Raw genomic sequence first — 22,964 nt, 5'->3', positions numbered from 1 at the left:
GTGATGGCACGGACACACTGGCCGCACGCCTGGTGAGCAGCCGGGACACGGAGATCCGTACTCGGGGCACGGTCGATTTCGCCCGGATCGAGGACGCCGTCCGCGACATTCTCATCGCGGTGGGGGAGGACCCCGACCGCCAGGGCTTGAAGGAGACCCCCCGACGGGTGGCCCACGCCTACGCAGAGCTGTTCGCGGGGCTGCGGGTGGACCCTGCGGACGTGCTCGGCACCACCTTCCAGGAGGGACACCAGGAGCTGATCATGGTGTGCGACATCGAGGTTCAGTCCTTCTGCGAGCACCATCTGCTGCCCTTCACCGGCCGGGCCCACATCGGCTACGTGCCGGGACCGAGCGGCTGCGTGGTGGGGCTGTCGAAGCTCGCCAGGCTGGTGGAGATCTACGCCCGCCGGCCGCAGGTCCAGGAGCGGCTGACCTCGCAGATCGCCGAGTGTCTGCAGAACACGCTCGACGCCGCCGGAGTCATGGTCGTGATCGAGTGCGAGCACACCTGCATGACGATGCGCGGGATACGCAAAGCGGGTGCGCGGACTGTCACATCGGCGGTCAGGGGAACCTTCCAGAGCGACCCCCGCACCCGCGATGAGGCCATGGACCTGCTGTGGCGCACGGCAGCCTGACGGGAGCGCGCGATGCCCGAACAGCGGGCCGCCGCGGCGGCCCGGGCCGACCTGTCGGCCGTCACCACACCCTGGGGACTCATCGCCCGGATCCTGCGCCCCGGCGCCGGACGCCTGGCCGTCGCCGTCGTCGCTCTGGGGATGGCCGCGGTCGTTCACATGCTGCTGCCCTGGTTCCTTGCCCGCATCGTCGACGAAGGGCTGATCGCCCACGACCGCGGCGCCCTGCTCTCCTGGTCGCTCGGTATGTTCGCGGTCTCCCTGGTCAACCCGCTGTGCTATGTCATCGGCTACCGGCAGATGGCGCTGGCCGAGGCCGAGGCCCAGCGGCGTACCGCCGACTGCCTGACCGACCGGCTGGGCGAGCGGGCTGCCCGGAACGGGTGCCGGCCCACGGCCGGTGACATGGTCAACCTGGTCACTGGGGACAGCCAGGCCACCGCCGCGATGTACTCCACGTTCGGGCACGGTGCGATGAACCTGATTGCGTTTCTGCTCGGCACGGTTCTGGTCTGGCGGATCGACCCCTTGCTCGGGGTCACCCTCGGCCTGGGTGTGGTCGTCACCACCCTGATCGCCGGGCCTCTGCTGGGGCGGTTGCAGCGGCGGCAGCTGGACTACCGCGACGAGTTGGCGGATCTCACCGCCCAGGCCGCCGACCTGACGGCCGGGCTGCGGGTACTGCGGGGGATCGGTGGTGAGCAGTGGTTCCTGCAGCGCTATCGCCTGCAGTCGCAGCGGTTGCGGGACACCGCTTACCAGGTGACCGACCCCAGCTCCTGGGTGCAGGCGCTGCAACAGGCGGTACCGCTGGTCTACCTCGCCGCGGTCACCTGGCTCGGGGCCCGGCTAGGGCCTGTATCAAAGTCGGTCAGAGCCATTCGTTGAGTGCGGCGATGAGGACCGTGGCTTCGTAGCGGACGGCGAGTTTGTCGTATCGGGTGGCGACAGCGCGGTGGCGTTTGAGCCGGTTGATGCCGCACTCCACCGCATGCCGCTGCTTGTAGATCTGCGGGTCGAAGGCGGGTGGCCGCCCGCCCTTGGATCCTTTGGCGCGGCGGTTGGCGTCCTGGTCGGTCTTGCTGGGGATGGTGGCCTTGATCCCGCGGCGGCGCAGGTAGGCGCGGTTGGCCGTGGAGGTGTAGGCCTTGTCGGCAAGGACGCGGTCGGGGCGGGTGCGGGGGCGCCCGCCGCCCAGCCGGGGCACCCGGATACCGGCGATGACCGCGGTGAACTGCGGGCTGTCGCCGCGCTGTCCCGCGGTCAGCACGATGGCCAGCGGCTTTTGCCCCTGCTCGCAGGCCAGATGCACTTTGGTGGTCAGCCCGCCACGAGAACGCCCCAGCCCGTGATCGGCCGGCTCGGCGCCGTACCTGCCGCCGGGCGGCTCGGCCTGCAGATCCCCCTTTTCCGCGCCCCGGCGGCGTGCTGATGCACACGAGCGATGGTGGAGTCCACGCTGACGTCCCAGGTGATGCGTCCGGCCGCGTCCGCCTGCGCCTGCAAGGCAGTCAGGATCTGCTGCCAGGTGCCGTCCCGTTGATAGCGCCGAAACAGCGCATACACCGCCGGCCAGGATCCGTAGCAGGCGGGCACATCCCGCCAGGGGGCGCCGACCCGTACCCGCCAGCGGATCCCGTCGATCAGCTGCCGCTTGCTGAACAGCGATGGCCGGCCCGACCGTTTCGGCGCTGGTAGCAGCGGCTCCAGTACCGCCCACTGCGCATCGGTGAGGTCGAACCGCCGTGTCACCGCTAAGGTGGCCACGAGGTCTCCGGTTTCAGGTTTTTCTTGGTCGACTAACCACTTACCGGAGACCTCTTATGTTGTCGATCTACGACCTCTCCGACGCGTCAACCGTGCTCAGGCACCACCCGGACTTCGATACACGCCCTAACGCTGTCCGGTGCCATCAGCGTCGGTGAACTCAGCGCCGCCTTCGGCTACGCCACCGGGCTGATCATGTACTTCGGTTCCATCCTGGGCAACGCGCACGCCGTGGTCGCCGCGCGGGTCGGAGCCGGTCGACTGCTGGCGGCGCTCGCCGCTACGCATGATTCCCCGTACGGCGGCGGTGCGCCGCCGCCGTACGGGGAGCTTTGCGACGCCCGCACGGGCCTGGTGATCCCTGCCGGGAAGCTGACCGTCGTCGTGGCCGAGCGAACCGCACAGGCCGCCTCCGCGCTGCGTCGGCTGGCTGGCTACGGGAGCCCGGACGCCCAGGTCACCTGGGGCGGGCGGCCACTGAGCGGAATCGAACAGCGGCAGCTGCGCGGGCAGGTGATGCTGCTTGCCGACGACGACTATCTGTTCGCCGGCACGCTCCGCGAGGTTCTCAACACACACGATGACGAGACGGCGCTGGCCGCCCTCGACACCGCCTGTGTCACAGACGTCCTGACCCAGCTCGGTGGCACTCTCGATGGTGCCGTCGCCGACCGTGGGCGGAACCTCTCCGGCGGCCAGCGGCAACGGCTCGCGCTGGCTCGGGCGCTGGCAGCCCGTCCCGCCGTACTGCTGGCCGTGGAACCCACCTCGGCGGTCGACACCACCACGGAGGCGCATATCGCGGAGCGCCTCACGACGGCACGGCGGGGCAGTACCACCGTGGTGGTCAGCTCGTCCCGGCTCTGGCTGGCCAGAGCCGATCACGTGGTGCGGCTCACCGGCGCGGTGAACACCGCCGGCGACCGGCGAGGAGCCGGAACCGCCCGGCTCGGCGGACTGGCCGTCACCCGCGCGGGGAAGAGGGCACCATGAGCGCCACGCAATCGTCCCGGCTGCCGGTCGCCGGACCGCGCGAGGTACGCCGTACCGTCTGTCGGCTGCTCGCGCGCGAAAGGGGCACGGTCGCCCTGGTCTGCCTGCTCCACTTGGCTGCCACCGCGGCCGCCGCCGCGCTGCCGGTGATGCTCGGCGACGTCGTCGACGGCATCGGCGACGGCTGGGACACCGCCCGGGTGAACGTCGTCTGCCTGGCTCTGTTCGGCTGCGTCGCCGTACAGATGACGCTGGCCCGGATCGGGCGGCGTCTCGGCCACCGTTTCGGCGACCGCTCCTCCGCCAGGATCAGGGAGCAGGCCGTCGAACGCGTCCTGCGCCTGCCGATGCGCACCATCGAGCACGCGGGGACCGGCGATCTGTCCACGCGGACCACCGGGGACGTCGACACCGTTGCCGGGCTGCTGCGCTCCACTGGGCCCGAAGTCGCGGCAGCTGTCATCGAGGTGCTCGTCGTCGTCGCAGCAGCATTCCTCGTCGACCCGCTGCTCGCGCTGCTGCTGGCCGTCGTCCTGCCACCGTTGTTGCTGGCGGGGCGCGTGTACGTCCGCCAGGCGCGCGGGGCCTTCCTCGCGGAGCGCGCGGCGCTGGGCGACCTCACCGAGGCCCTCACGGCCTCCGCCTTCGGCGCGCGCACGGTCGCCGCCCACCGTCTTGAGGACCGGCGTGCGGCAGTCGGACACCGCCTGGCGGAGGAGCGGTACGGACGGCAGCGGAGCATCATCCGGATGCAGAGCTGGTTCCTACCGGCCCTTGATCTTTCCTACCTCCTGCCGGTGTCCGCCATCCTCTGCGTCGGAGGGCTCGCGGCGCTTGCCGGCGGGGTCAGCGCGGGAGCGGTGGTGGCCTGCACGATGCTCGCCTATCGGCTGTCCGGACCACTGGACCGGATCATGTACTCGCTCACCGAGTTCCAGGAGGCCGCCGCTGCCCTGGCCCGTGTGGAGGGCATCGGCGCGATCGCGCCGGAGTCGCGCACAGCACGGACGGAAGGCAGTGATGTCGCCCTTGACCAGGTCAGGTTCGGGTACGGTGACGCGCCCGACATCCTCCACGGTCTCGACCTGCATGTCCATCCCGGCGAACGGTTGGCTGTCGTCGGCCCGTCCGGGGCCGGCAAGTCCACCGTGGCGTGGCTGATCGCGGGGATCGAGCAGCCCCGCGCCGGAACCGCTTCCATCGGGGGCGTACCAAGCGCGGATATCGCGTTGGAGGAGCTGCGCCGCATAGTCGTCCTGGTCACTCAGGAACACCACGTGTTCGCCGCCAGTCTGCGTGACAACCTTGCACTCGCTCGGGAGGAAGCCGAGGACGACGTCCTGCTGGACGTACTCCGCCGTATGGGAGCCACTTGGTTCGAGGACCTCCCCGGCGGTCTCGACACGGTGCTCGGCGAGGACCACCACCCCCTGACCCTTGCCCAGACCCAGCAACTGGCACTGGCCAGAGTGCTGCTCGCGGACCCCGACGTTGTGATCCTCGACGAAGCGACGGTCGGTCTCGACACGCGTTCCGTCGGAGAGGCGGAGGCGGCTCTGGCCGCGGCACTGGCCGGACGGACCGTCATCACCATTACCCACCAGTTGCAGACAGCCGAGAAAGCCGACCGCATCGCGGTGGTCGAGCAGGGACGCGTCACCGAACTGGGCACCCACACCGAACTCGTCGAGTCTCGGGGCTCCTACGCGGGGCTGTGGGAGGCGTGGAGCGGTGACCGTGAACGGTGACGACAGGAGTGTGCGCATGAACGTGATCCGTTCCGGCCCACTGGGCTGGGCCCAGCACTGGTACTGGGTGCTGGACAGCGAACCGGTGCGGGGCGACAGGGCGATGGATGCCTACCCCAGGGCCGTCGAGGTGCCTCCCGAGGTGACGGTCGACCAGGTCAGGCTCGCCCTGCGGTCCCTGCTGGAACGATACGAGGCGCTGCGGACCACCTACGACCAGGACGCCTCCGGCGCCCCCCGCCAGCTCGTGCACGCGGAGTGTGAGCCGCAGCTGATCATCCTGGCTTCGGATGGCGCCGAGCCCGGGGCCCCGCTGCTGGACCCGGACAGCTATGCCGTCCCCACGGCCGGGGTTTTCGAGCGTTCCTCCTGTTACGCCGTGGTCGGCGTCGCGGGGCAGCGGGTCACGGACCTGTTCCTGGTGTTCCGGCAGATCGCCGTGGACGGGGTCGCGATGGAGACGGTTCTGGGAGAGCTGGAGCGGCAGCTGCGAGAACCGGGGACGCCGCTTCCCGTGGGAGCCGGCGAGCCGCAACCGCTGGACCTCGTGGCGGCACAGAGCACGGAGGAACAGCAGAAGGCCACCCGGAGGGCGCTGGCCTACTGGCAGCAGCAGCTGAGGCGTGGCCCGCACACATCGGTCCCCTACTCCTGGCCGGTACCCGAAGGTTCCGTCGGCTGCGAGACCGTGGTGCTCTCCCAAACCGCTGCCGCGCTGTGCGCTCGTATCGCGCAGGCTACCCAGGTGACCGAGCCCGGCGTCCTGCATGGTGTGCTCGCCCTGCTCATCTGCGGTTGGACCGAGCAGGACGTGTGCGCCATGTACTCGGTCTTTTCCAACCGGTGGAACGAGGTGACGCGGAGGAGCGTGGACCGCCTGGCCGGAGGCGGGCGAATCGTCTTCGACCTGCCTCGGGACCTGACGGTGCACGGATTTCTGCGTTGCTGCCATCTCTCCTTACTGGAGATGTACATGAACGCCAGTTACCCCGTGGGGGATCTGGTGATGCGCGAGTCTCGTGAGTCACTGCGACAGGGCGCGAAGGTGGTACCTGGCGTCCTCTTCGAATACCACTACGCGAACCGGAAACCGCTGTTTGCCGACGGTGCTGTTCCGGAACGCATCACGCAGAAGCGTCTGGGTCGGTATCCCCCCTGGGTGTTCGTGGACGCGTCCCGGACCGACCAGGGGCTGGAGATTTCGGTAAGGGCGCCCACAGAAGCCCTGCCGGAGGCTTCCGGGATCCTGTGGGCGCAAGCCTTCTTGAGGCTCTTGGAACGGATCGCCGAGGACCCGGAGACCCGAGTCGGCGAACTGGTCGCGGACGTGAAAATCGACGCCCCCTGGAAGCAGCGCGGATGGGTTTCGCTGAACAACGCCTGGGTGCACGCCGACAGGATTGAGGCCCTCCTCGCCGAGCACCCCGACGTTGCGAGCGCCCAGGTGTCCACCGTCCCCGGGGAGGACAGGGCTGAGCTCGTCGCCCAGGTGGTGGCGAGGACCACGGACCTGACCGAGCAGGAAATCTCCGAGTACTTGCGGGACATGGCCACCGACTGCCCCTCGATCGTCCAACCGCACCGCTACGTGGTCCTGTACCCCGGAACGGACATCCCTCTCCCGATCGAGCGGGACCCGGCGAGGGACGAGAGAACGGCATGGGAAGAGAGACCGGAGAGTGCCGAGGAACAGGCGCTCAGGCAGGCATTCCGGAACGCTCACCCGGAAACCGAGCCCAGACTGTCCGGGACGTACGCGGAGAACAGCGGGGAATTCCTGAAAGTGCCGTCGCTCATGGCCGAGCTGGCGGAGCGCGGGTACTCAGGACTCCGGCACGGCGATTTCGTCGGCAGCGCACCGCTGCGCCGTCTGGCGCTCAAGATGACGAGGACAGCGAAATGATCGTCTCTACCACTGCTTTCCTGAGAAGGAACAACGGGCACGGTGTGCTCCCGGAGACCCGTCCGTACCGGTTCAACCACCGGAGCGCGACAGGCACGGCCGCTCCCCTGGACCCTCTCTCGGAGGTGTTCGCTCTCGGGTTCGCGGGAGACGCCCTGGCGGCGGCGGAACTCGCGGAGAAAGCGGCATCCGAACACCGGGAACCGGGACGCACCCGCCATGAGCTCGGGCAGGCCGGGGCGTTCTGGCTGGGTGTCGCGGGGAAGGCCCGTCAGGCCGTCGGGCGCCTTGAGGATCTGCTCGGCGGACAGTACTGCGGCGTCCCCGATGACCGTGCTGTGTTCGAAGTTCGGGGCGACATCGCCTACTGGCGCGGCGAGTCCGGGGACGCGAGGGGTGCCCTGGAGCTGTTCGAACAGCTGTTGCCCGATGTGGTTGCCGCACTGGGCCGGGACGACACCCATGTCTTGTCGGCCCGGAACCACGTGGCGTACTGGCGAGGGGTCGCCGGCGACATCAGAACGGCACTGAACGAGTACCGCGAGCTTCTGACGGACCATGAGCGTGTGCTCGGTACCGACGACCGGGACACGCTGATGGTCCGCAACAACCTCGCCTTCTGGCGCGGCGAGTCCGGGGACGCGAGGGGTGCGCTGGAGCTGTTCGAACAGCTGTTGCCCGATGTGGTTGCCGCACTGGGCCAGGAGGACTTCTACGCCTTATCGGCCCGGAACAACGTGGCGTACTGGCGGGGGTTCAACGGAGATGTCGCAGGTGCCCTTGACCACTATGGGGTCCTCCTAAAGGACTGCGAGACCACGCTCGGTACGCGGAATTACCACACCTTGACCACGCGGCTTCAGCTCGGGCTGTGGAGCGGGGTCGCGGGCCGTCCCGACGACGCGATCGAGTCACTGGGCGGGCTGCTGTCCGATGTGGAGGACACCCTGGGCACTTCCCATGAACTCGGGTACTCGGTCCGTCACCAACTGGCGCGCTGGTACGGGGTCCGCGGCGACGTCGGCCAGGCGTTCACGATCCTCGAGCGGCTCGTGGCGGAACAACGACGGGTGCTCGGCAGCAACGACTACCGCACCCTGGCCTCCCAAGGTCTCCTGAGCCGCTACTCGCGATGACCTGGCGGATGCCGCTGCCGGTGCCGGGCACGTTCAGTACGCCGTACCCTACCGGCCGCGGCCAGCAGCGCTGGAGCAATGGGCTGACGCCGCGCGACCCGGCAGTGTACGGCCCGGCGGGGCGGGCGGTTCGCTGCCGGCAGGGTTCGACTTGGGTTCAGGTCAGGTGCGCGCGGATCTCGCGGATGTGGGCCGGGGTGGTGCGGCAGCAGCCGCCCACGTAACGGGTGCCGAGAGAGCCCACCCGGCTGCGGCCCTGCCGAACTCGACAGGGTCGGCGAGCCCCAGCCAGCGCCGGTTCGCTGCGTCCCAGACCTCGCCGGAGTTCGGGTAGACGATCGAGGCCCCGTGCTTGATCAGTTCGGGTACGAACCGTGGCGCGGTGCAGTTCACCGTGACCATGTCGAGGGGGTCGCTGTGTTCAACGGCGGCCAGGCCACCGCGGCGGTGGCAGATCGCGCGGCAGCGACTGCCGGATGCGACCTTTCCAGCCTTGAGCTCCTCCAAGTGGGCGGGGCCAGCCTGGCGCCGCAGCCCTCGTCGTAGTCGGCCGGACCAAAGACCAGATCCACAAGGGCGGCGAGAAGGTCGCCGCTGAGGAGATCGAACATCATCTGCTGGCCCATCCCGGCGTCGCCGAGGCCGCGGTGGTCGCGATGCCGGACGCCTTGCTCGGTGAACGGGTGTGCGCCTATGTCGTCGCGCGCGGCCAGCAGTCCTCATCGCCCCTACGAGGGGCCGCAACTCGTCCCGCTCGACCATCACAGCCACCGGCCGCCCCGGTCCTCATCGCCCCTACGAGATTCGTAACTTCCGTGGCTGCTGTGGCGGTGAGGTTCTCGTTGCCCTGTGAGGGGTCGTCCCCACGAGATCGCTGACTCCGAGTTATTGCAGGTCAGTGGGTTTTCCTCCCGATATTTGCCTCTCGTCCATCTGTAGTAGGTGAGAGCGAAATCGTGGGTGAGGGGACGGAATGTGATGGGAATCTCCCGGGGCGGACCGGGACGGGCAAGACAAGATCGCCACTGGATGTCGTGTCGGGCTGGGGGATCGTGGCGCTCGCCGGTGTGGCGGGTGCGGTGGCAGCCGGCACCGTCCCCGACGTGATCAAGAGCTGGCTGGGAGATCAGCGACCGTTCCTGACGGCGCTTTTGGCGGGTGTGGGCCAGGGGCTGTCCGCGCTGCGATAGCCAGGTCAAGAAGGCGATCGCGGTGGTGATCTGCAGGCGGGCGTGGCCGGTGGGGGTGAGCGGCGCGCGGGAGGCGGCCGAGCGCTCGCGCAGGGCGCGGATGACGCGCCAGGTCGCGAACGCTTGCACCAGGTGGCGGTGTTCGGGGCTGTCGAGTCCGGTCACTTGCTCGTTGAGCCACCGTTCGACACGGGCCAGATCGTCGTCGCGGGCGGGGAGCACGCCGCCGGCCATCAGTATGTGCCGCAGATAGTCGACCGGCCCGGATCGGGAAGTACCCGGGCCCACCACCGGCCGAAGATCGGCCGGTGGTGGGCCGGTCTTGGCCGACTCTTCGGTGCGGGCGGTCGGCCTGACCGGTTCGAGGAGGTTCCCGATCTGGCACTCGAGGATGTCCGCCAGCGCCACGAGCACCGCCAGGTTCATCCGCTCTGGGGTGCCCGTCACCAGCCGGTAGACCTGCTCGCGTGACAGGGTGATCTGCCGCTCGGCCAGCAACGGCACCAACGCGGTGGTGGCGAACATGCCCCGTTCGGCCATCAACTGCCGCAGATGCCAGACATATCCGATCTTCCTGGTCATCGTGCTGCCCTCCTTGGTGCTCACGCTCCCTCCAAGTCCTCGTCGAAGGCTCGCTCCAGCGCAGCGCGCAGCATCCGGTCGCGGGCATCGGCCCCGACCGTGGTGTAGGTGGCGGTGGTCGAGGCCCACGAGTGACCGACCTGCTGCTGGACGAACAACGGGTCCACCCCGTCCTCGATCAAGTGCGACACATACGAATGGCGCAAGCAGTGCACCGATAATTCGACCGGCAGCCCGGCCAACGCGCGGAACTGGGCAAACCGGTCATCGATCTGCCGCATCGACGCGGGGAATCTATGTTGTAAAGGGTCACGACCTGTCGCCGGCCAGGCCAAGAGGAGAGCGTAGCTACGCGGCCTTCTCGCTACACGTGGTTTCGGTCGGGATGCCGACGACCTCCACTGTCATGCCGTGCTCGCGCTTGAGCGTGTCCGCCATGCTCACGAGCGCGAACTGCGCGAACGGGTAGAGCGAGTCGGGGAGTCAGCTCCTTGCCGTTGAGCAGGATGGCCAGGACGACCTTGCTTGGGACGAAGTCTTCCGGCGTGGCCAGCTGGCCGCCGCTGACCTCGGCGACCTTGGCGCTGAACACGGCCACCCCTAGCCGAACGGCTACCCCTTTTGGGGTGACTTTAGGAGATTTCTCCTCGTCTGTGAGCAACTCATGCTTTAGCCCTGAAGGCCCGAATTCCGCTCACCCCGGACAGTTCCGGAGAGGCCGCGGGAGAACCCTGATCGGCGACAGGAAAGGTTCGAGCGAAGTGTCCGAGCTCTTCACCGTGGAACAAGCCGAGCAGCTCGGCGTGGCCCAGGTCCACGACCTGTACCGCGCCTACGCGAACAGAAGCCAAGTGTCCCTGATGACCTCTTTCGGCTTCGGCCGGGAGTTGGTCGACCACGCCCAGGGGGCGTACCTCCACCTCAAGGACGGCCGTCGCGTGCTGGACCTCACCGGAGGCGTCGCGTGCTCAACCACGGTCACAACCACCCGCGGATCCTGGAGGCCCGCATCCGGTTCCAGCAGCGGCGCCGGATGGAGGTGCACAAGACGTACTTCTCCCCCTACCTGGCAGCACTGGGCCACAACCTCGCCCAGGTGCTCCCCGGCGACCTCAACATGTCGTTCTTCCCCAACTCGGGTGCCGAGGCGGTCGAGGGCGCGGTCAAGCTGGCCTACAAGTACCACAGGGGCCGACGCGGCACGATCCTGCGCTCCGACATCGGCTTCCACGGCAAGCTGCTGAGCTCCGGCGGCCTGACCGGCAGCGCGCAGCACCGGTTGCCTTCCCCACCATCCCGGGCATTGCCACGTTTGGCGGGCTGGGCGATCTACGGCCACTGCGCGTCCCAGTCACGGTTCTACTGGGGACTTCGCCTATTTGGCCTGGGGGGCAGGCACGTGGTGGCGGATGTGTGCCAGGAACGCCTCCATGTACTCGGACAGGAACTGGGCGGTGGAGGGAACGGTGACCGTTCCTTCCTCGTCGGTCAATCCCTGGGTGAACTGGATGTAGGCCTCGGGCTGGCCCAGCACCGGCATGTTGGCGTAGGCGAGGATGGTCTTGAGATGCTGTTGAGCGACCGCGGTGGAGATGGAGCCGGGCGAGGTGCCGATCATCGCGGCCGGCTTGCCGTCGAGGACACTGGATCCGCGTGGCCGACTGGCCCAGTCGATGGCGTTCTTCAGCACTCCGGGAATGGAACGGTTGTACTCGGGGGTGATGAACAGGATGGCGTCAACGGATGTGATCGCGTCCTTGAACTCCTCGGCTGCCGAAGGGTAGCTCGCGTCGTGGTCACGGTTGTACAAGGGCAGCGCGTCGATCGGGATCTCTACGAGATCGAGTTCGACCGGTGCCAGGTGGCGCAGCGCCAGCGCGAGCCTTCTGTTGATCGAATCCCGCGAGAGGCTGCCGACGATGTAGCCGACGTTGTAGGTCATGGTGCTCCGTTCTTGGTCACGTTCGTGGTCAATGGTCATGGCATGAACTTGCCGCCGTCGACGTTGACGGTCTGGCCGGTGATGAAGTCGGCGTCGGGTGAGGCGAGGAAGAACACCGGCCCCACCAGGTCGTCGGGCTGCTGGTCGCGTTGGATGGCACGGGCCTGGCGCTGAGCTTCCAGCAGGGGCTCGGGGAAGGTGCTACGCGCCTGCTCGGTGACGGTAAGGCCGGGGGCGATCACGTTCGCGGTGATGTTGAACGGGCCCAGCTCGCGGGCCAGGGAACGGGTGAAACCCACGACCCCCGCCTTGGCGGCGACATAGTGTGTCTGGCTGCGCGTGCCGTCGAAGACGGAACCGGAGCCGAAGTTGATCACGCGGCCCCAGCCTCGGTGTTTCATCAACGGCAGCAGCGCCTGCACGATGAGGTGAGGGCCGGTCAGGTTGATGTCGAGCACGCGACGCCAGGATCCCGGGGTGATCTCCTCGTACGGCTGTAGCGGAAAATGGCCGGCGGCATTGACGATCACATCGACATGACCGGCGACGTCGCGGGCGAATTCGGCCAGCCGTGCGGCGCCCGGCTCGGCGGAGAGGTCGGCCGCGACGGTATGCAGCGCGCTGTGGTGGTCCATCCGCTCGGCCAGCCGCTTCAGTGCCTCATCGCTGAGGTCGGTGGCGATGACGGTGTCGGCGTTGCCCAGGAAACGCGCGGTCAGTGGCGTGCCGATGCCTCCGGCCGCTCCGGTGATGACGATGACGCGGTTGCTTTTCATCGCGCTCACCGGGGCGGCCCGACGATGATCTGGCCGTAAGCGTCGGCCGCGGCGGCCAGTACGTCCTTGGAGATCTCGAAGCCCTCGGGTCTGGGGGTGGACAGGTCGCGTCCGCCTTGGCGGAACATGTCCTCGATGCCGGCGGGTGTGGCGATCAGCAGCAGGTCGGCCCGCTCGGAGGTGATGCGGTAGCCGTGCGGGATGTTGCGGGGCAGGTAGACGATGCCGCCCTCGGACAGCTCCAGCTCCTGCTCGCCCACCCAGAGCTGGGCGGTGCCTTTGATCAGCAGGAAGACTTCGTCTTCCCGGGTGTGCAGGTGGAACGGCGGGGCCTCGCCCTCGGGGGCGTCGAACCGTCCGACGGTGAGCTGCCCGCCGGTGGTGGCGGCGTCGAGCAGGACGGAGAAGGTGCTGCCGTCCAGCCATTCCAGTTTCTGTTGCTGTTCGGGCTGGGCCAGGTACGGGATGCTCATGGGTGTTCTCCCTCAGGTCAGGAAAGCGATCAGTTGCCGGGCGAAGTCTTCGGGGCGTTCGTCGGGGACGAAGTGTCCGCTGCCGTGGATGACCGCCGCGGACAGGTGTGGTGCGATCGGGCGCAGGGCCTCGGCCAGTCGGGTGCCCACGTTGTGCTCGCCGCCGACGGCCAGGACCGGCATCGGCAGGTGGGCCCCGCTCTTGGCCCAGGCCTGGTTGATCCGCCCGTCCTGAAGCAGGGTGCGGTAGTGGCCGAAGCTCGCGTGCAGGGCCTGCCGTCCGGTGTAGGAGGCGGCGATGGCGGTGATCTCCTCCGGTGGGAACGCGGTGGTCACGTGGGCCAGCCGGTTGAACCACCAGGTCAGGAAGGCGTGCTCGGTTCCGTCCAGGAGCAGTTCCGGCACTTCGGGCGTCATGAACAGGCCGAAGTGGAAGGAGCCGCCCGTGGCGGCGTTCATCGCGTGTTCCAGTCCGAATCCGGGCAGAGCCAGCTCCGCCAGGGCCAGCCGTGCGACCTCCTGCGGATGACGGCGGGCGTAGGCGAAGGCGACCATGCCGCCGATGTCATGCCCGACCAGGCGCACCTCGCAGGTGATGCCGAGCCGGTGCAGTAGGGCGCGCATGTCCTCGGCCTGGGTGTCCTTGTCGTAGCCGCCGGGGGCGCGGGTGGTGTCGCCGAGGCCACGAAGATCAGGCGCGATGACCCGGTATCCGTGCTCGGCGAGGATCGGCATGACGTGCCGCCAGGCACGCCAGGTCTGGGGCCAGCCGTGCAGCAGGAGTACCGGTGCGCCCGAGCCGCCGATCACCGCGTGCAGGGTGATGCCGTTGGCGGTGACTGTCGTGTGCTCGAACCCGTCGGGTGCCGAGTCGTATGGAGCGTTCATGACGTGGGGATGAGGGCGCCGACGATGGGGAGGAGCTTCTGGCCGGCCGGCGAGGACCAGCTGCGGGCCAGCTGCGTAAGGATCATGTTCGTCGAGGCGATCTCGGCGCCGGCCTTCTCCATGCGTCGCAGCGCGATGTCGTCGGCCGGCTTGGTCATCGAACCGCCGGCGTCGGCGATGACCTGGACACGGTATCCCTGCTGGAGGGCGGTCAGGGTGGGGTAGACGGTGCAGACGTCGTTGGTGACGCCGGCGATGATCAGGTTGGGGCGACCGGTGGCCTTGACCGCGGCGGCGAAGGCGGGGTCGTCCATGGCGTCGACCACGCCCGTGCGCTGGATGCGTTCCTCGAACTGCTGGGGGGCGATCTCGGCGAGCTCCGGCAGCAGCGGCCCTTGCGCGTGATCTTCCAGCGAGGTGGTCAGGATCAGCGGCATGTCCAGCGCCACCGCGGCCTTGGCCAACGCGAGCGCGTTGGCCTTGACCTCGTCATGGTCGGCCGAGCCTATCCAGCTCATGGTGCCGAGCTGGTGATCGATGAGCAGGATTGCCGTGTCATCGGGTGTGAACAAGACCATCGTGGGTCCTCTCAGTGTCGCGGTATCGCCGCGTGTCAGGGCGATGCGGCCAGCCGGTCGTCATTGTGTGGCTAGCCACATAAACTCTACGCACGGATTTACGTGGCTGGCAACATAAGTTAGAGTTCGAGTGGCCGCCGCAGATCCGAGGAGGTCGACGCCGTGACAACCACGCAGCCACCCCACGCTGCGAGCGCCGGACACCTGAGCTTCGCCATCTTCGCGCTGGCGAGGGCCCACCGGGCAACCGCAGCGGCCATGCTCCGCGCCCTCGGCCTGCATCCCGGCCAGGAATTGCTACTGATGCAACTGTTCGAAAGGGACGGCCAGACACAGTCCGAGTTGCTGGACACCGTCGGCCTGGACCACTCCACCGTGTCGAAATCACTGCGCCGTATGCAGGAAGCCGGCCTCGTGACCCGCCGCCCCAACGAGGACGACCGGCGGGCGCTCAACGTCTGGCTCACCGACCGCGGCCGGGCGATGCGTGAACCCATTGAGGCCATGTGGGCCACGCTGGAGGAGATATCCACTCGAGACCTGGACCAGCAAACGATCAGTTCATTCATCGCCACCGCTCGCACGATCGAAAATTCGGTCAATGAACGCGGCCGGAAGGAATCGAGCCGAACCTCCCGGGAAACGCAGGGCACTGCGTGAACGGCGCCTTGGAGCACACTCGTCTGATCGTCATGGTGCGAGGCGGTGGGCCGGCCACCTCCCGCGAGTAGCGGGGGCAGTACCGGCGAGGCCGGCAGTGGTCACTTAAGCCGGTCGGCGGATACGAATGTTTCGAGGGCATGCCGCGCTCGTTCTCCCATCACCGTCTGCGTCGAACGCCCGCGCCGTGGACGTGTTTTCGCGTACTGTGCAGTCCGTCCGCTGAGCCACTGCGACGACAAGGACATGCCCATTGCCGGACCCTGCCCCAGACGGGTTACCCGGCCGGGAGCAGGGCTGATGAGAACGGATAAGGTGCTTGGATCCCTTCTTCAGTCGGTTTCGAGTGCTAGGTGGTAGGCCTCGATGACGTCCTGGGGGAGGCGGCCCCGGTCGCCGACGTTGTAGCCGTTTCGCCGGGCCCAGGTGCGGATCTGCGAGATCGATGCATTCGGCGCCGTTGTCCGTGCCTGCACCGGGTGTTCGGTCACCCGGCCGGGGCTGGTGACGCTTCGCTGAGACGTGGGCAGCGCCGGGATGACGAATTCCTCTAGGTCGCGTGGGTCGCCGTCTTCGAGCCCGTCCTGACCGTCGACAAGCGCGTCGACCTGGTCCGCACGTTCGTCGACACCCTGCGCTACGCACATTTCCGGCGGCTGGTGCGCCGCAGGCTCAGCACGCTGTCGGTCTTCATCCGCGCCCTCGCCTACGGGCGGTACGGCGTATGCATCCGGGAGTGGCGATTCAAATGCGAGACGCCCGATAGCAGCACGCTTGTCGCCGGCATGCACCCCTGAGGCGTCACCTGGCAAGGGCGCGCACGGCTACATCGCACCAGAGACACGGCGCAACCGGAAGGCCACCCCGATCCTGGCTGATGAATCTACAGCGTAAAGGTCGCACCGCCGGTGCGGAAACGGCCGACAGTCGCATCGGGTATCGGTCAAGGGGTGCCGGAACGTCTTGGGTGAGCCGGCCGACTGGCCTCGCCCGCTCTCGCCGGACGGACGACCACCGGCCCGACTCTCCCCGCGGCTGAACCTCGCGGTGAACGTTTCACTTGTTCGGAGGGCTTCGCTCTGACCACGGGCAGGTGAGCGCGGTGATCCGGCCTGCGCCCGTACCGCTTGGCGGCCGGGAAGGTTGCCAGAGGCCGGTTCGCACCGATTTTGTGGGAGCGCTCCCAATACCGCCATCCGCACCGAGGAAAATTATGAGAAGACGGATAAGGCCGGTTCACCTGCTGCTGTCGATGATCCTGGCCCTCGCGGCCGGGGCGGTGGCCCTCAGCGTCTCCAGCGCCAACGCGGCGATCTCGGGGTTCGTCCAGCGCTGCGGGGTCCATTTCTGCCTGGACGGCAAGCCGTACTACTTCGCCGGGGCGAACACCTACGACGTGTTCACCTACGGCGGCAGCTACGGCGACACCGAGACGCAGTACATGGACAAGGCACGGATCGACGCGCACATGGCCGAGCTGCGGGCCGACAAGGTCAGCGTGCTTCGGCTGTGGATGTTCAGCCACGAGAGCTGGCACGGCTTCGAGCCCGCCGAAGGCGTCTACAACGAGCAGCAGTTCGCCCTGTTCGACTACATCATCGAGTCGGCGAAAGCACACGGCATCCGGCTCATCCCGGTGTTCGAGAACTATTGGGAGGCGTACGGCGGCATCGACACCCGGCTCGAGTGGGAGGGCCTGAGCGGCGGCCACCCGGGACGGGCTGTCTTCTTCGACAAGAACAAGTGCCCGGGCTGTTTCGCCCAGTACAAGAACTACGTCAACTACGTCCTCAACCGGACCAACCACTACAGCGGGGTCAAGTACAAGGACGAGCCGACGATCTTCGCGTGGGAGCTCATGAACGAGCCCCGCTACCAGGACGTCAGCGCGGAGGAGAACAAGAGCGGCGCCACGCTGCGCAAGTGGGTCGACGAGATGGGCGCCTACATCAAGAGCATCGACTCCAACCACATGCTCGGCACCGGCCTTGAGGGCCATGAGTCCCGGTACGGCTTCGGCGGAGATGAGGGCAACCCCTTCGTCTACATCCACGAGTCGTCGTACATCGACTTCACGTCCGCGCATCCGTACCCGAACGCGGGCTGGGCCAACCTGACCCTGGAACAGACCAAGACCCTGATCGGCAGGTGGATCTCCGATTCTCACGACGTGGTCGGCAAGCCGTTCTTCCTGGGTGAGTTCAACACCGAGGGCAACGCCGACCGGGTCGCGTGGTGGACCGAGCTCTACTCCGACTTCGAGGCGAGAGGCGGCGACGGCTCGGCCTTCTGGTGGTATCCCGACAAGAACGCCGGGGGCGACCAGCACAGCGTGAAGAGCGGAGATCCCGCGCTGGCCGTCTTCCGCGCCCACTCGGCCAGGATGGCGGCCAAGAGCGGCGGCCCGACGTCCTCGCCGTCTCCTTCCACCTCGCCCAGTCCCAGTCCCAGTCCGAGTCCGAGTCCGAGTCCGAGTCCCAGCCCGAGCCCGTCGGTCGGCGGTTGCTCGGTCAGGTACGCCCTCAACGACTGGGGGAGCGGCTTCACCGCCGATGTCACCATCACCAACAGCGGAAGCAGCACGATCAACGGCTGGACATTGGCGTTCACCTTCGCCGGAAACCAGAAGATCACCAATACCTGGAACGGCGTGTCCACCCAGTCCGGGGCCCAGGTGAGCGTGAAGAACGCGGACTGGAACGCCGCGATCGGCGCGAACGGCGGCACGGCGAACTTCGGCTTCCAAGCCGAATACACGGGAACCAACGCCGTACCGGCGACCTTCACCCTCAACGGCAAGATCTGCACCACGGCGTGACCACTGCCGTGACCTGACGGGTCGGGGGAGCGGGCCATCTTCAAGGGCTCGCTCCCCTTTTCGCGTTCGCGTCGCACCGCTCGCGTCAGGCGCTTGACGGAGCCTTCTACCCGGTGCCAGGACCATCTCGATCCGGCCTTCGTCTGCGCGTGCGGTAGGGCACCGGCAGCCCACCGACCGGCACCCGCACCATGCGATCAGACCTCATGTGCTGCCGTATCCGAGCAAGAGGATCGAACACGTCATGAGCGCGATGCGCTGATCCCCGGTCAGCCCGGAGGCTGTCAAGGGATCGCCGGTCACGTTCCAGTCTCGCTGGACTTACGTCGGCGGGTGCCGCGTCACGATGTCGCCACGCACTATTGACAGCGGAGTTGTTAACGATAACACTGACGGCCCATGGCGCGAGATCACTGTGATCATCCAGCCGGGAGGGCGGTGCGTCTGCCGGTGATTTCCGGTTCGACGCCCGGTCCGCGCCCGCCGTCGGCCCCCCCTATCCGCACCCCCCGATTTACAAGGAGCAGGACCGATGAGATTCCGAAGGCTGGCGATCGCCTCCGCCCTCGCGCTCTCCGTGATAGCGACCGCGTGTGGTTCCAGCGAGAAGACCATCGACGCGCAGGCCTCGTCCAGCGCCGGAGACAGCACTGACAACACCGGCGCGCTGGTCGGCGTCACCATGCCGACCAAGTCCTCGGAACGCTGGATTCACGACGGAGAGAACGTGAAGGCGGGCCTGGAGAAGCTGGGCTACAAGGTGGACCTGCAGTACGCGGAGAACGACATCCCCACTCAGGTCAACCAGATCGAGAACCAGATCACCAAGGGCGCGAAGGCGCTCGTCGTCGCCTCGATCGACGGCACCGCCATCACCACCCAGCTCCAGGAGGCGGCCGACAATCACATTCCGGTCATCGCCTACGACCGGCTGATCCGCAACAGCCCCAACGTCGACTACTACGCCACCTTCGACAACTTCAAGGTCGGCGTCCAGCAGGCCACGTCCCTGCTGGTCGGGCTCAAGGTGAAGACCCCCGACGGCGGCGACGGCGATGCCAAGGGCCCCTTCAACATCGAACTGTTCGCCGGCTCGCCCGACGACAACAACGCCACGTTCTTCTTCAACGGCGCGATGTCGGTGCTCCAGCCGTACATCGACAGCGGCGTCCTGAAGGTCAGGAGCGACCAGACGGACTTCAAGACCGTCGCCATCCTGCGCTGGGATCCCGCCACGGCGCAGAAGCGCATGGAGGACCTGCTCACCGCGACCTACAGCGGCGGTACGACGGTGGACGGAGTCCTGTCGCCGTACGACGGCCTGTCGATCGGCATCCTCTCGGCGCTCAAGAGCAACGGGTACGGCACCGACGGCCAGCCGTACCCGATCGTGACCGGCCAGGACGCCGAGCTCGCCTCGGTGAAGTCGATCATCGCGGGCGAGCAGTACTCCACCATCTACAAGGACACCCGCCAGCTCGCCGAGGTGACCGTGAAGATGGTCGACACGGTCCTGAAGGGCGGCACGCCCGAGGTGAACAACACCACCGACTACGACAACGGCACCAAGGTCGTCCCGTCCTACCTGCTGGAGCCGGTGATCGTCGACAAGAGCAACTACGAGAAGACCCTCATCGACACCGGCTACTACACCCAGTCGCAGCTGGGCTGACACCTCCGACGGCCCTCCCCTCCGGTCTCCCCCCTGCCCGAGAGATGCCGGAGGGGGGGCCACGCGAACCGGAGAAGGACACACACCATGACCGATGACATCTTGCTGATGCGCGGGATCACCAAGACGTTCCCCGGAGTGCAGGCGCTGCGGGAGGTGAACCTGTCCGTGCGCAGAGGTGAGATCCACGCCATCTGCGGTGAGAACGGAGCCGGCAAGTCGACGCTGATGAAAGTGCTGTCGGGGGTGTACCCGCATGGCTCCTACGACGGCGAGATCACCTTCGACGGCGGACCGTGCCGCTTCTCCGGCATCCGGGACAGCGAGCGGCGCGGGATCGTCATCATCCACCAGGAGCTGGCGCTGTGCCCGCAGCTGTCCATCGCCGAGAACATCTTCCTGGGCAACGAACGGGTCACCCGCGGACTGATCGACTGGAACCGCACCAATCACGAGGCCGGGCTGCTCCTTGAGCAGGTCGGCCTGCGAGAGAACCCGACGACCGCGGTAGGCGACATCGGGGTCGGCAAGCAACAGCTCGTCGAGATCGCCAAGGCGTTGTCGAAGAACGTGCGACTGCTCATCCTCGACGAGCCGACCGCCGCTCTCAACGACGAAGACTCCGCGCACCTGCTGGACCTGCTGCGGGGCCTGCGCGACAACGGCATCACCTGTGTGATCATCTCGCACAAGCTGAACGAGATCACGGCCGTCGCCGACTCGATCAGCATCCTGCGCGACGGCCAAATGATCGAGACTCTGGACCTGCGGACCGACCACGTGACCGAGGACCGCATCATCGCCGGGATGGTCGGCCGCGACCTGGAGCACCGCTTCCCGCCGCGCCAGGTGCGCAGCATCGGGGAGGAGGCGCTGCGGATCGAGGACTGGACGGTCCACAGCCCCACCCACCGCGGCCGCGCTGTGGTGTCGAAGGCGAATCTGACCCTGCACCGCGGGGAAATCGTCGGGCTCGCAGGTCTCATGGGCGCCGGGCGCACGGAGCTGGCCATGAGCGTTTTCGGCCGCTCCTACGGCGTCGACATCTCCGGGCGCCTCTACCGCGACGGCCGCCCGATCGAGGTCCGCTCCGTACGCGACGCGATCGGCCACGGCATCGCCTACGCCACCGAAGACCGCAAGCGATACGGCCTCAACCTGATCGAGGACATCAAGCGCAACATCTCGGCCGCCGCGCTGTCCAGGCTGGCCCGTCGCGGCTGGGTGAACGAGAACGAGGAGTACCGGGTCGCCGAGGAGTACCGCGCCGGTCTCAACATCAAGGCGCCCAGCGTGCTGAGCATCACCGGCAAGCTCAGCGGCGGCAACCAGCAGAAGGTCGTCCTGTCCAAATGGATCTTCACGGATGCCGAGGTGCTCATCCTGGACGAACCGACGCGCGGCATCGATATCGGTGCGAAGTACGAGATCTACTCGATCATCAATCGTCTCGCGGACGAGGGCAGGGCGGTGCTGGTCATCTCCTCCGAACTTCCCGAACTGCTGGGCCTGTGCGACCGGATCTACGCCATGTCGGCCGGCCGTATCACCGGCGAGGTCCAGCGCGAGCACGCCACCCAGGAACGCCTGATGCGGTATATGACCAAGGAACAGGACCACGCCCAATGAGCAGCAGCGTCACTCCCACCGAGACCGGTGCCGAACCTGAGCCGGCCGAGGTGCGGCCCGGACGTCGTGGCCGCCTCTCCGGACGCCTGTCGCTCAACGTCCGGCAGAGCGGCATCTACGTCGCGTTCGCGCTGATCGTCGTGCTGTTCTCGATGCTCACCGACGGCGCTCTGCTCGAACCGCAGAACATCTCCAACATCATCGTCCAGAACTCCTACATCCTGATCCTGTCCATCGGGATGATCATCATCATCATCGCCGGGCACATCGACCTCTCGGTGGGATCGGTGGTCGCCGTCACCGGCGCCATCGCCGCGGTCCTGATGGTGAACTACGGCCTGCCCTGGCCGCTGGCCCTGCTCATCACCCTCGTCGCGGGCGGGCTGATCGGGGCGTGGCAGGGCTTCTGGATCGCCTACTTCGGCATCCCCGCCTTCATCGTCACGCTCGCCGGCATGCTGCTGTTCCGTGCCCTCACCCTGACCGTGCTGGGCAACCAGGGCATCGGCCCCTTCCCCGACCCGGTCCGTACGCTCTCGAACGGGTTCACCGACGGCTACCTCGGCAACGTGGGGCTCGGGCCGCTCGGCGGAGCCGACCTGTTCAGCCTGCTGGTCGGCCTCGCCACGGTCGCCTGCATCGCCGCGACCCAGTGGCGCGCCCGCGCCGCCCGGCTTCGTTACCGGCAGAGCGTGGACCCACTGCCGGTCTTCCTGCTCAAGATCGTCCTAGCGGCCGCGGTGGTCATCGCCGTCGTGGTCCAGTTGGCCCGGTTCAAGAACCTGCCCTGGGTCCTGATCCTGCTCGCCCTCCTCGTGCTGGCCTACTCCCTGGTCACCAGCCGCGCGGTCACCGGCCGCCAGATCTACGCCATCGGCGGCAACCTGCAGGCCGCGATCCTGTCCGGCGTCAAGGTCAAGTCGGTGGTCTTCTGGATCTTCGTCAACATGGGCGTTCTCGGTGCCCTGGCCGGCGTCATCTTCGCCGGTCGGCTCAACCAGGCGGGTCCCACGGCGGGCAACGCGTTCGAGCTGGACGCGATCGCGGCCGCCTTCATCGGCGGCGCCGCCGTTCAGGGCGGTGTCGGCAAGGTGGTCGGCGCGATCACCGGCGGCCTCATCATGGGTGTGATCAACAACGGCATGTCACTGATCGGGTCGCCGAGTGAGCGGGTGATGCTCGTCAAGGGCGCCGTACTGCTCGCCGCTGTCGCATTCGACGTCTGGACCAAGCGCCGGGCCGGCGCCGCCACCCACTGACGACGGTTTCGCGGCCGGCCGGAGGAACTTCCGCCGGAGCAGACGGACACACGCCGGGCCGCGTGCCGCGCGCTCGCTCGGCGTGCTCGGCGAGGGGGAGGAGCACGCCGCGACGGACGGCGGACGACGTGGACGCGATCCTGCTCGCCCGTGTGTGCCCGTTCGGCCTGTATCCGCCGGAGCACCCGGCGGCTGCCGCGACGGCGGCCGCCATCGAGGACCGGCTCGGGACGTCCGCTGGGGTGGTGTCGAGCGTAGTAGTGGAGGGCTTCGTACTCGTCCGGCGGGGTGTTGCGGGCCGGCGAATGG

Annotated in this window: 20 protein-coding genes and 4 pseudogenes; 13 read left to right on the top strand and 11 right to left on the bottom strand. The window is 67.6% G+C overall.

Annotation, left to right across the window (positions count from 1 at the left end):
• Nucleotides 1-17 precede the first annotated feature (17 nt).
• Together folE and ACQP1K_RS17335 are read left to right on the top strand one after the other, a co-directional pair.
• Nucleotides 18-641: a GTP cyclohydrolase I FolE gene (folE, locus tag ACQP1K_RS17340; protein WP_433501567.1), complete on the top strand. Its 624-nt coding sequence runs from the start codon at nt 18-20 to the stop codon at nt 639-641.
• 12 nt (nt 642-653) lie between these two features.
• Nucleotides 654-1,529 (top strand): ABC transporter transmembrane domain-containing protein, encoded by an 876-nt coding sequence (locus ACQP1K_RS17335; RefSeq protein WP_433496754.1) that lies wholly within the window; start codon nt 654-656, stop codon nt 1,527-1,529.
• On the opposite strand, the pseudogene ACQP1K_RS17330 reads toward ACQP1K_RS17335, so the two are convergent.
• Nucleotides 1,513-2,393, bottom strand: a pseudogene (locus ACQP1K_RS17330) (IS5 family transposase). The gene ACQP1K_RS17335 and the pseudogene ACQP1K_RS17330 overlap by 17 nt on opposite strands.
• Before the next feature lie 210 nt (nt 2,394-2,603).
• On the opposite strand from ACQP1K_RS17330, the gene ACQP1K_RS17325 reads away from it, so the two are divergent.
• Genes ACQP1K_RS17325 through ACQP1K_RS17310 form a run of 4 tightly spaced genes read left to right on the top strand, consistent with a single transcriptional unit; the run spans nt 2,604 to nt 8,188 of the window.
• A complete protein-coding gene (locus tag ACQP1K_RS17325; protein WP_433496753.1) occupies nt 2,604-3,401 on the top strand; it encodes an ATP-binding cassette domain-containing protein in 798 nt (265 codons plus the stop codon).
• On the top strand, nt 3,398-5,149 hold the full coding sequence (locus ACQP1K_RS17320) for an ABC transporter ATP-binding protein (RefSeq protein WP_433496752.1): 1,752 nt from the start codon (nt 3,398-3,400) through the stop codon (nt 5,147-5,149). The genes ACQP1K_RS17325 and ACQP1K_RS17320 overlap by 4 nt, the downstream gene beginning before the upstream one ends.
• A 16-nt stretch (nt 5,150-5,165) precedes the next feature.
• Entirely contained in the window at nt 5,166-7,052 is a 1,887-nt protein-coding gene (locus tag ACQP1K_RS17315) for a condensation domain-containing protein (RefSeq protein ID WP_433496751.1), read from the top strand.
• A complete protein-coding gene (locus ACQP1K_RS17310) occupies nt 7,049-8,188 on the top strand; it encodes a hypothetical protein (RefSeq protein ID WP_433496750.1) in 1,140 nt (379 codons plus the stop codon). Before ACQP1K_RS17315 ends, ACQP1K_RS17310 begins: the two co-directional genes overlap by 4 nt.
• A 157-nt stretch (nt 8,189-8,345) precedes the next feature.
• Here the strand turns inward: ACQP1K_RS17310 and ACQP1K_RS17305 are convergent, their stop codons facing one another.
• Nucleotides 8,346-8,408, bottom strand: a complete 63-nt coding sequence (locus ACQP1K_RS17305; RefSeq protein ID WP_433501566.1) for a homocysteine S-methyltransferase family protein — start codon at nt 8,406-8,408, stop codon at nt 8,346-8,348.
• A gap of 119 nt (nt 8,409-8,527) precedes the next feature.
• Nucleotides 8,528-8,590 (bottom strand): annotated as a pseudogene (locus ACQP1K_RS17300) (hypothetical protein); the annotation flags it as partial.
• A 134-nt stretch (nt 8,591-8,724) separates the two neighbouring features.
• On the opposite strand from ACQP1K_RS17300, the pseudogene ACQP1K_RS17295 reads away from it, so the two are divergent.
• Nucleotides 8,725-8,910, top strand: a pseudogene (locus ACQP1K_RS17295) (AMP-binding enzyme); the annotation flags it as partial.
• Between the two features lie 39 nt (nt 8,911-8,949).
• Here the strand turns inward: ACQP1K_RS17295 and ACQP1K_RS17290 are convergent.
• Together ACQP1K_RS17290 and ACQP1K_RS17285 are read right to left on the bottom strand one after the other, a co-directional pair.
• Nucleotides 8,950-9,984, bottom strand: a complete 1,035-nt coding sequence (locus ACQP1K_RS17290) for a helix-turn-helix domain-containing protein (RefSeq protein ID WP_433496749.1) — start codon at nt 9,982-9,984, stop codon at nt 8,950-8,952.
• Complete coding sequence (locus ACQP1K_RS17285) at nt 9,981-10,295, bottom strand: tyrosine-type recombinase/integrase (protein WP_433496748.1); 315 nt, start codon at nt 10,293-10,295, stop codon at nt 9,981-9,983. The genes ACQP1K_RS17290 and ACQP1K_RS17285 overlap by 4 nt, the downstream gene beginning before the upstream one ends.
• Before the next feature lie 629 nt (nt 10,296-10,924).
• Between ACQP1K_RS17285 and ACQP1K_RS17280 the strand changes: the two are divergent.
• Nucleotides 10,925-11,197 (top strand): annotated as a pseudogene (locus ACQP1K_RS17280) (aminotransferase class III-fold pyridoxal phosphate-dependent enzyme); the annotation flags it as partial.
• A 138-nt stretch (nt 11,198-11,335) separates the two neighbouring features.
• Here the strand turns inward: ACQP1K_RS17280 and ACQP1K_RS17275 are convergent.
• The 5 genes from ACQP1K_RS17275 to ACQP1K_RS17255 are packed head-to-tail and all read right to left on the bottom strand — an operon-like array spanning nt 11,336 to nt 14,617.
• Nucleotides 11,336-11,902 carry an NADPH-dependent FMN reductase gene (locus tag ACQP1K_RS17275; RefSeq protein WP_433496747.1) on the bottom strand — a complete coding sequence of 189 codons (567 nt, stop codon included), beginning with the start codon at nt 11,900-11,902 and terminating at the stop codon, nt 11,336-11,338.
• Nucleotides 11,903-11,937: 35 nt separating this feature from the next.
• Complete coding sequence (locus ACQP1K_RS17270; RefSeq protein ID WP_433496746.1) at nt 11,938-12,678, bottom strand: SDR family NAD(P)-dependent oxidoreductase; 741 nt, start codon at nt 12,676-12,678, stop codon at nt 11,938-11,940.
• A 5-nt stretch (nt 12,679-12,683) separates the two neighbouring features.
• On the bottom strand, nt 12,684-13,151 hold the full coding sequence (locus ACQP1K_RS17265) for a cupin domain-containing protein (RefSeq protein ID WP_433496745.1): 468 nt from the start codon (nt 13,149-13,151) through the stop codon (nt 12,684-12,686).
• 12 nt (nt 13,152-13,163) lie between these two features.
• On the bottom strand, nt 13,164-14,039 hold the full coding sequence (locus ACQP1K_RS17260; RefSeq protein ID WP_433496744.1) for an alpha/beta fold hydrolase: 876 nt from the start codon (nt 14,037-14,039) through the stop codon (nt 13,164-13,166).
• On the bottom strand, nt 14,036-14,617 hold the full coding sequence (locus ACQP1K_RS17255; RefSeq protein WP_433496743.1) for an isochorismatase family protein: 582 nt from the start codon (nt 14,615-14,617) through the stop codon (nt 14,036-14,038). Before ACQP1K_RS17255 ends, ACQP1K_RS17260 begins: the two co-directional genes overlap by 4 nt.
• A 162-nt stretch (nt 14,618-14,779) precedes the next feature.
• Here ACQP1K_RS17255 and ACQP1K_RS17250 point away from each other — a divergent pair, with 162 nt between their 5' ends.
• Entirely contained in the window at nt 14,780-15,277 is a 498-nt protein-coding gene (locus tag ACQP1K_RS17250; RefSeq protein WP_433496742.1) for a MarR family winged helix-turn-helix transcriptional regulator, read from the top strand.
• A gap of 332 nt (nt 15,278-15,609) precedes the next feature.
• On the opposite strand, the gene ACQP1K_RS17245 is transcribed toward ACQP1K_RS17250, so the two are convergent.
• Nucleotides 15,610-16,068: an Lsr2 family DNA-binding protein gene (locus ACQP1K_RS17245; RefSeq protein WP_433496741.1), complete on the bottom strand. Its 459-nt coding sequence runs from the start codon at nt 16,066-16,068 to the stop codon at nt 15,610-15,612.
• 422 nt (nt 16,069-16,490) lie between these two features.
• On the opposite strand from ACQP1K_RS17245, the gene ACQP1K_RS17240 reads away from it, so the two are divergent.
• From ACQP1K_RS17240 to mmsB, 4 genes are all read left to right on the top strand, one after another.
• Complete coding sequence (locus ACQP1K_RS17240) at nt 16,491-18,095, top strand: cellulose binding domain-containing protein (protein WP_433496740.1); 1,605 nt, start codon at nt 16,491-16,493, stop codon at nt 18,093-18,095.
• A 532-nt stretch (nt 18,096-18,627) separates the two neighbouring features.
• The gene (gene chvE, locus ACQP1K_RS17235) at nt 18,628-19,767 is read left to right on the top strand and encodes a multiple monosaccharide ABC transporter substrate-binding protein (protein WP_433496739.1); all 1,140 of its coding nucleotides are present in this window, start codon (nt 18,628-18,630) and stop codon (nt 19,765-19,767) included.
• Nucleotides 19,768-19,854: 87 nt separating this feature from the next.
• Nucleotides 19,855-21,396: a multiple monosaccharide ABC transporter ATP-binding protein gene (gene mmsA / locus ACQP1K_RS17230; RefSeq protein WP_433496738.1), complete on the top strand. Its 1,542-nt coding sequence runs from the start codon at nt 19,855-19,857 to the stop codon at nt 21,394-21,396.
• Complete coding sequence (gene mmsB / locus ACQP1K_RS17225) at nt 21,393-22,655, top strand: multiple monosaccharide ABC transporter permease (protein WP_433496737.1); 1,263 nt, start codon at nt 21,393-21,395, stop codon at nt 22,653-22,655. The genes mmsA and mmsB overlap by 4 nt, the downstream gene beginning before the upstream one ends.
• Nucleotides 22,656-22,964 lie beyond the last annotated feature (309 nt).

Source organism: Sphaerimonospora sp. CA-214678 (assembly GCF_050942215.1).
GTDB lineage: Bacteria > Actinomycetota > Actinomycetes > Streptosporangiales > Streptosporangiaceae > Sphaerimonospora.
Note: the sequence above shows the minus strand (reverse complement) of the source record. Positions and strands in the feature narration are given on the sequence as shown.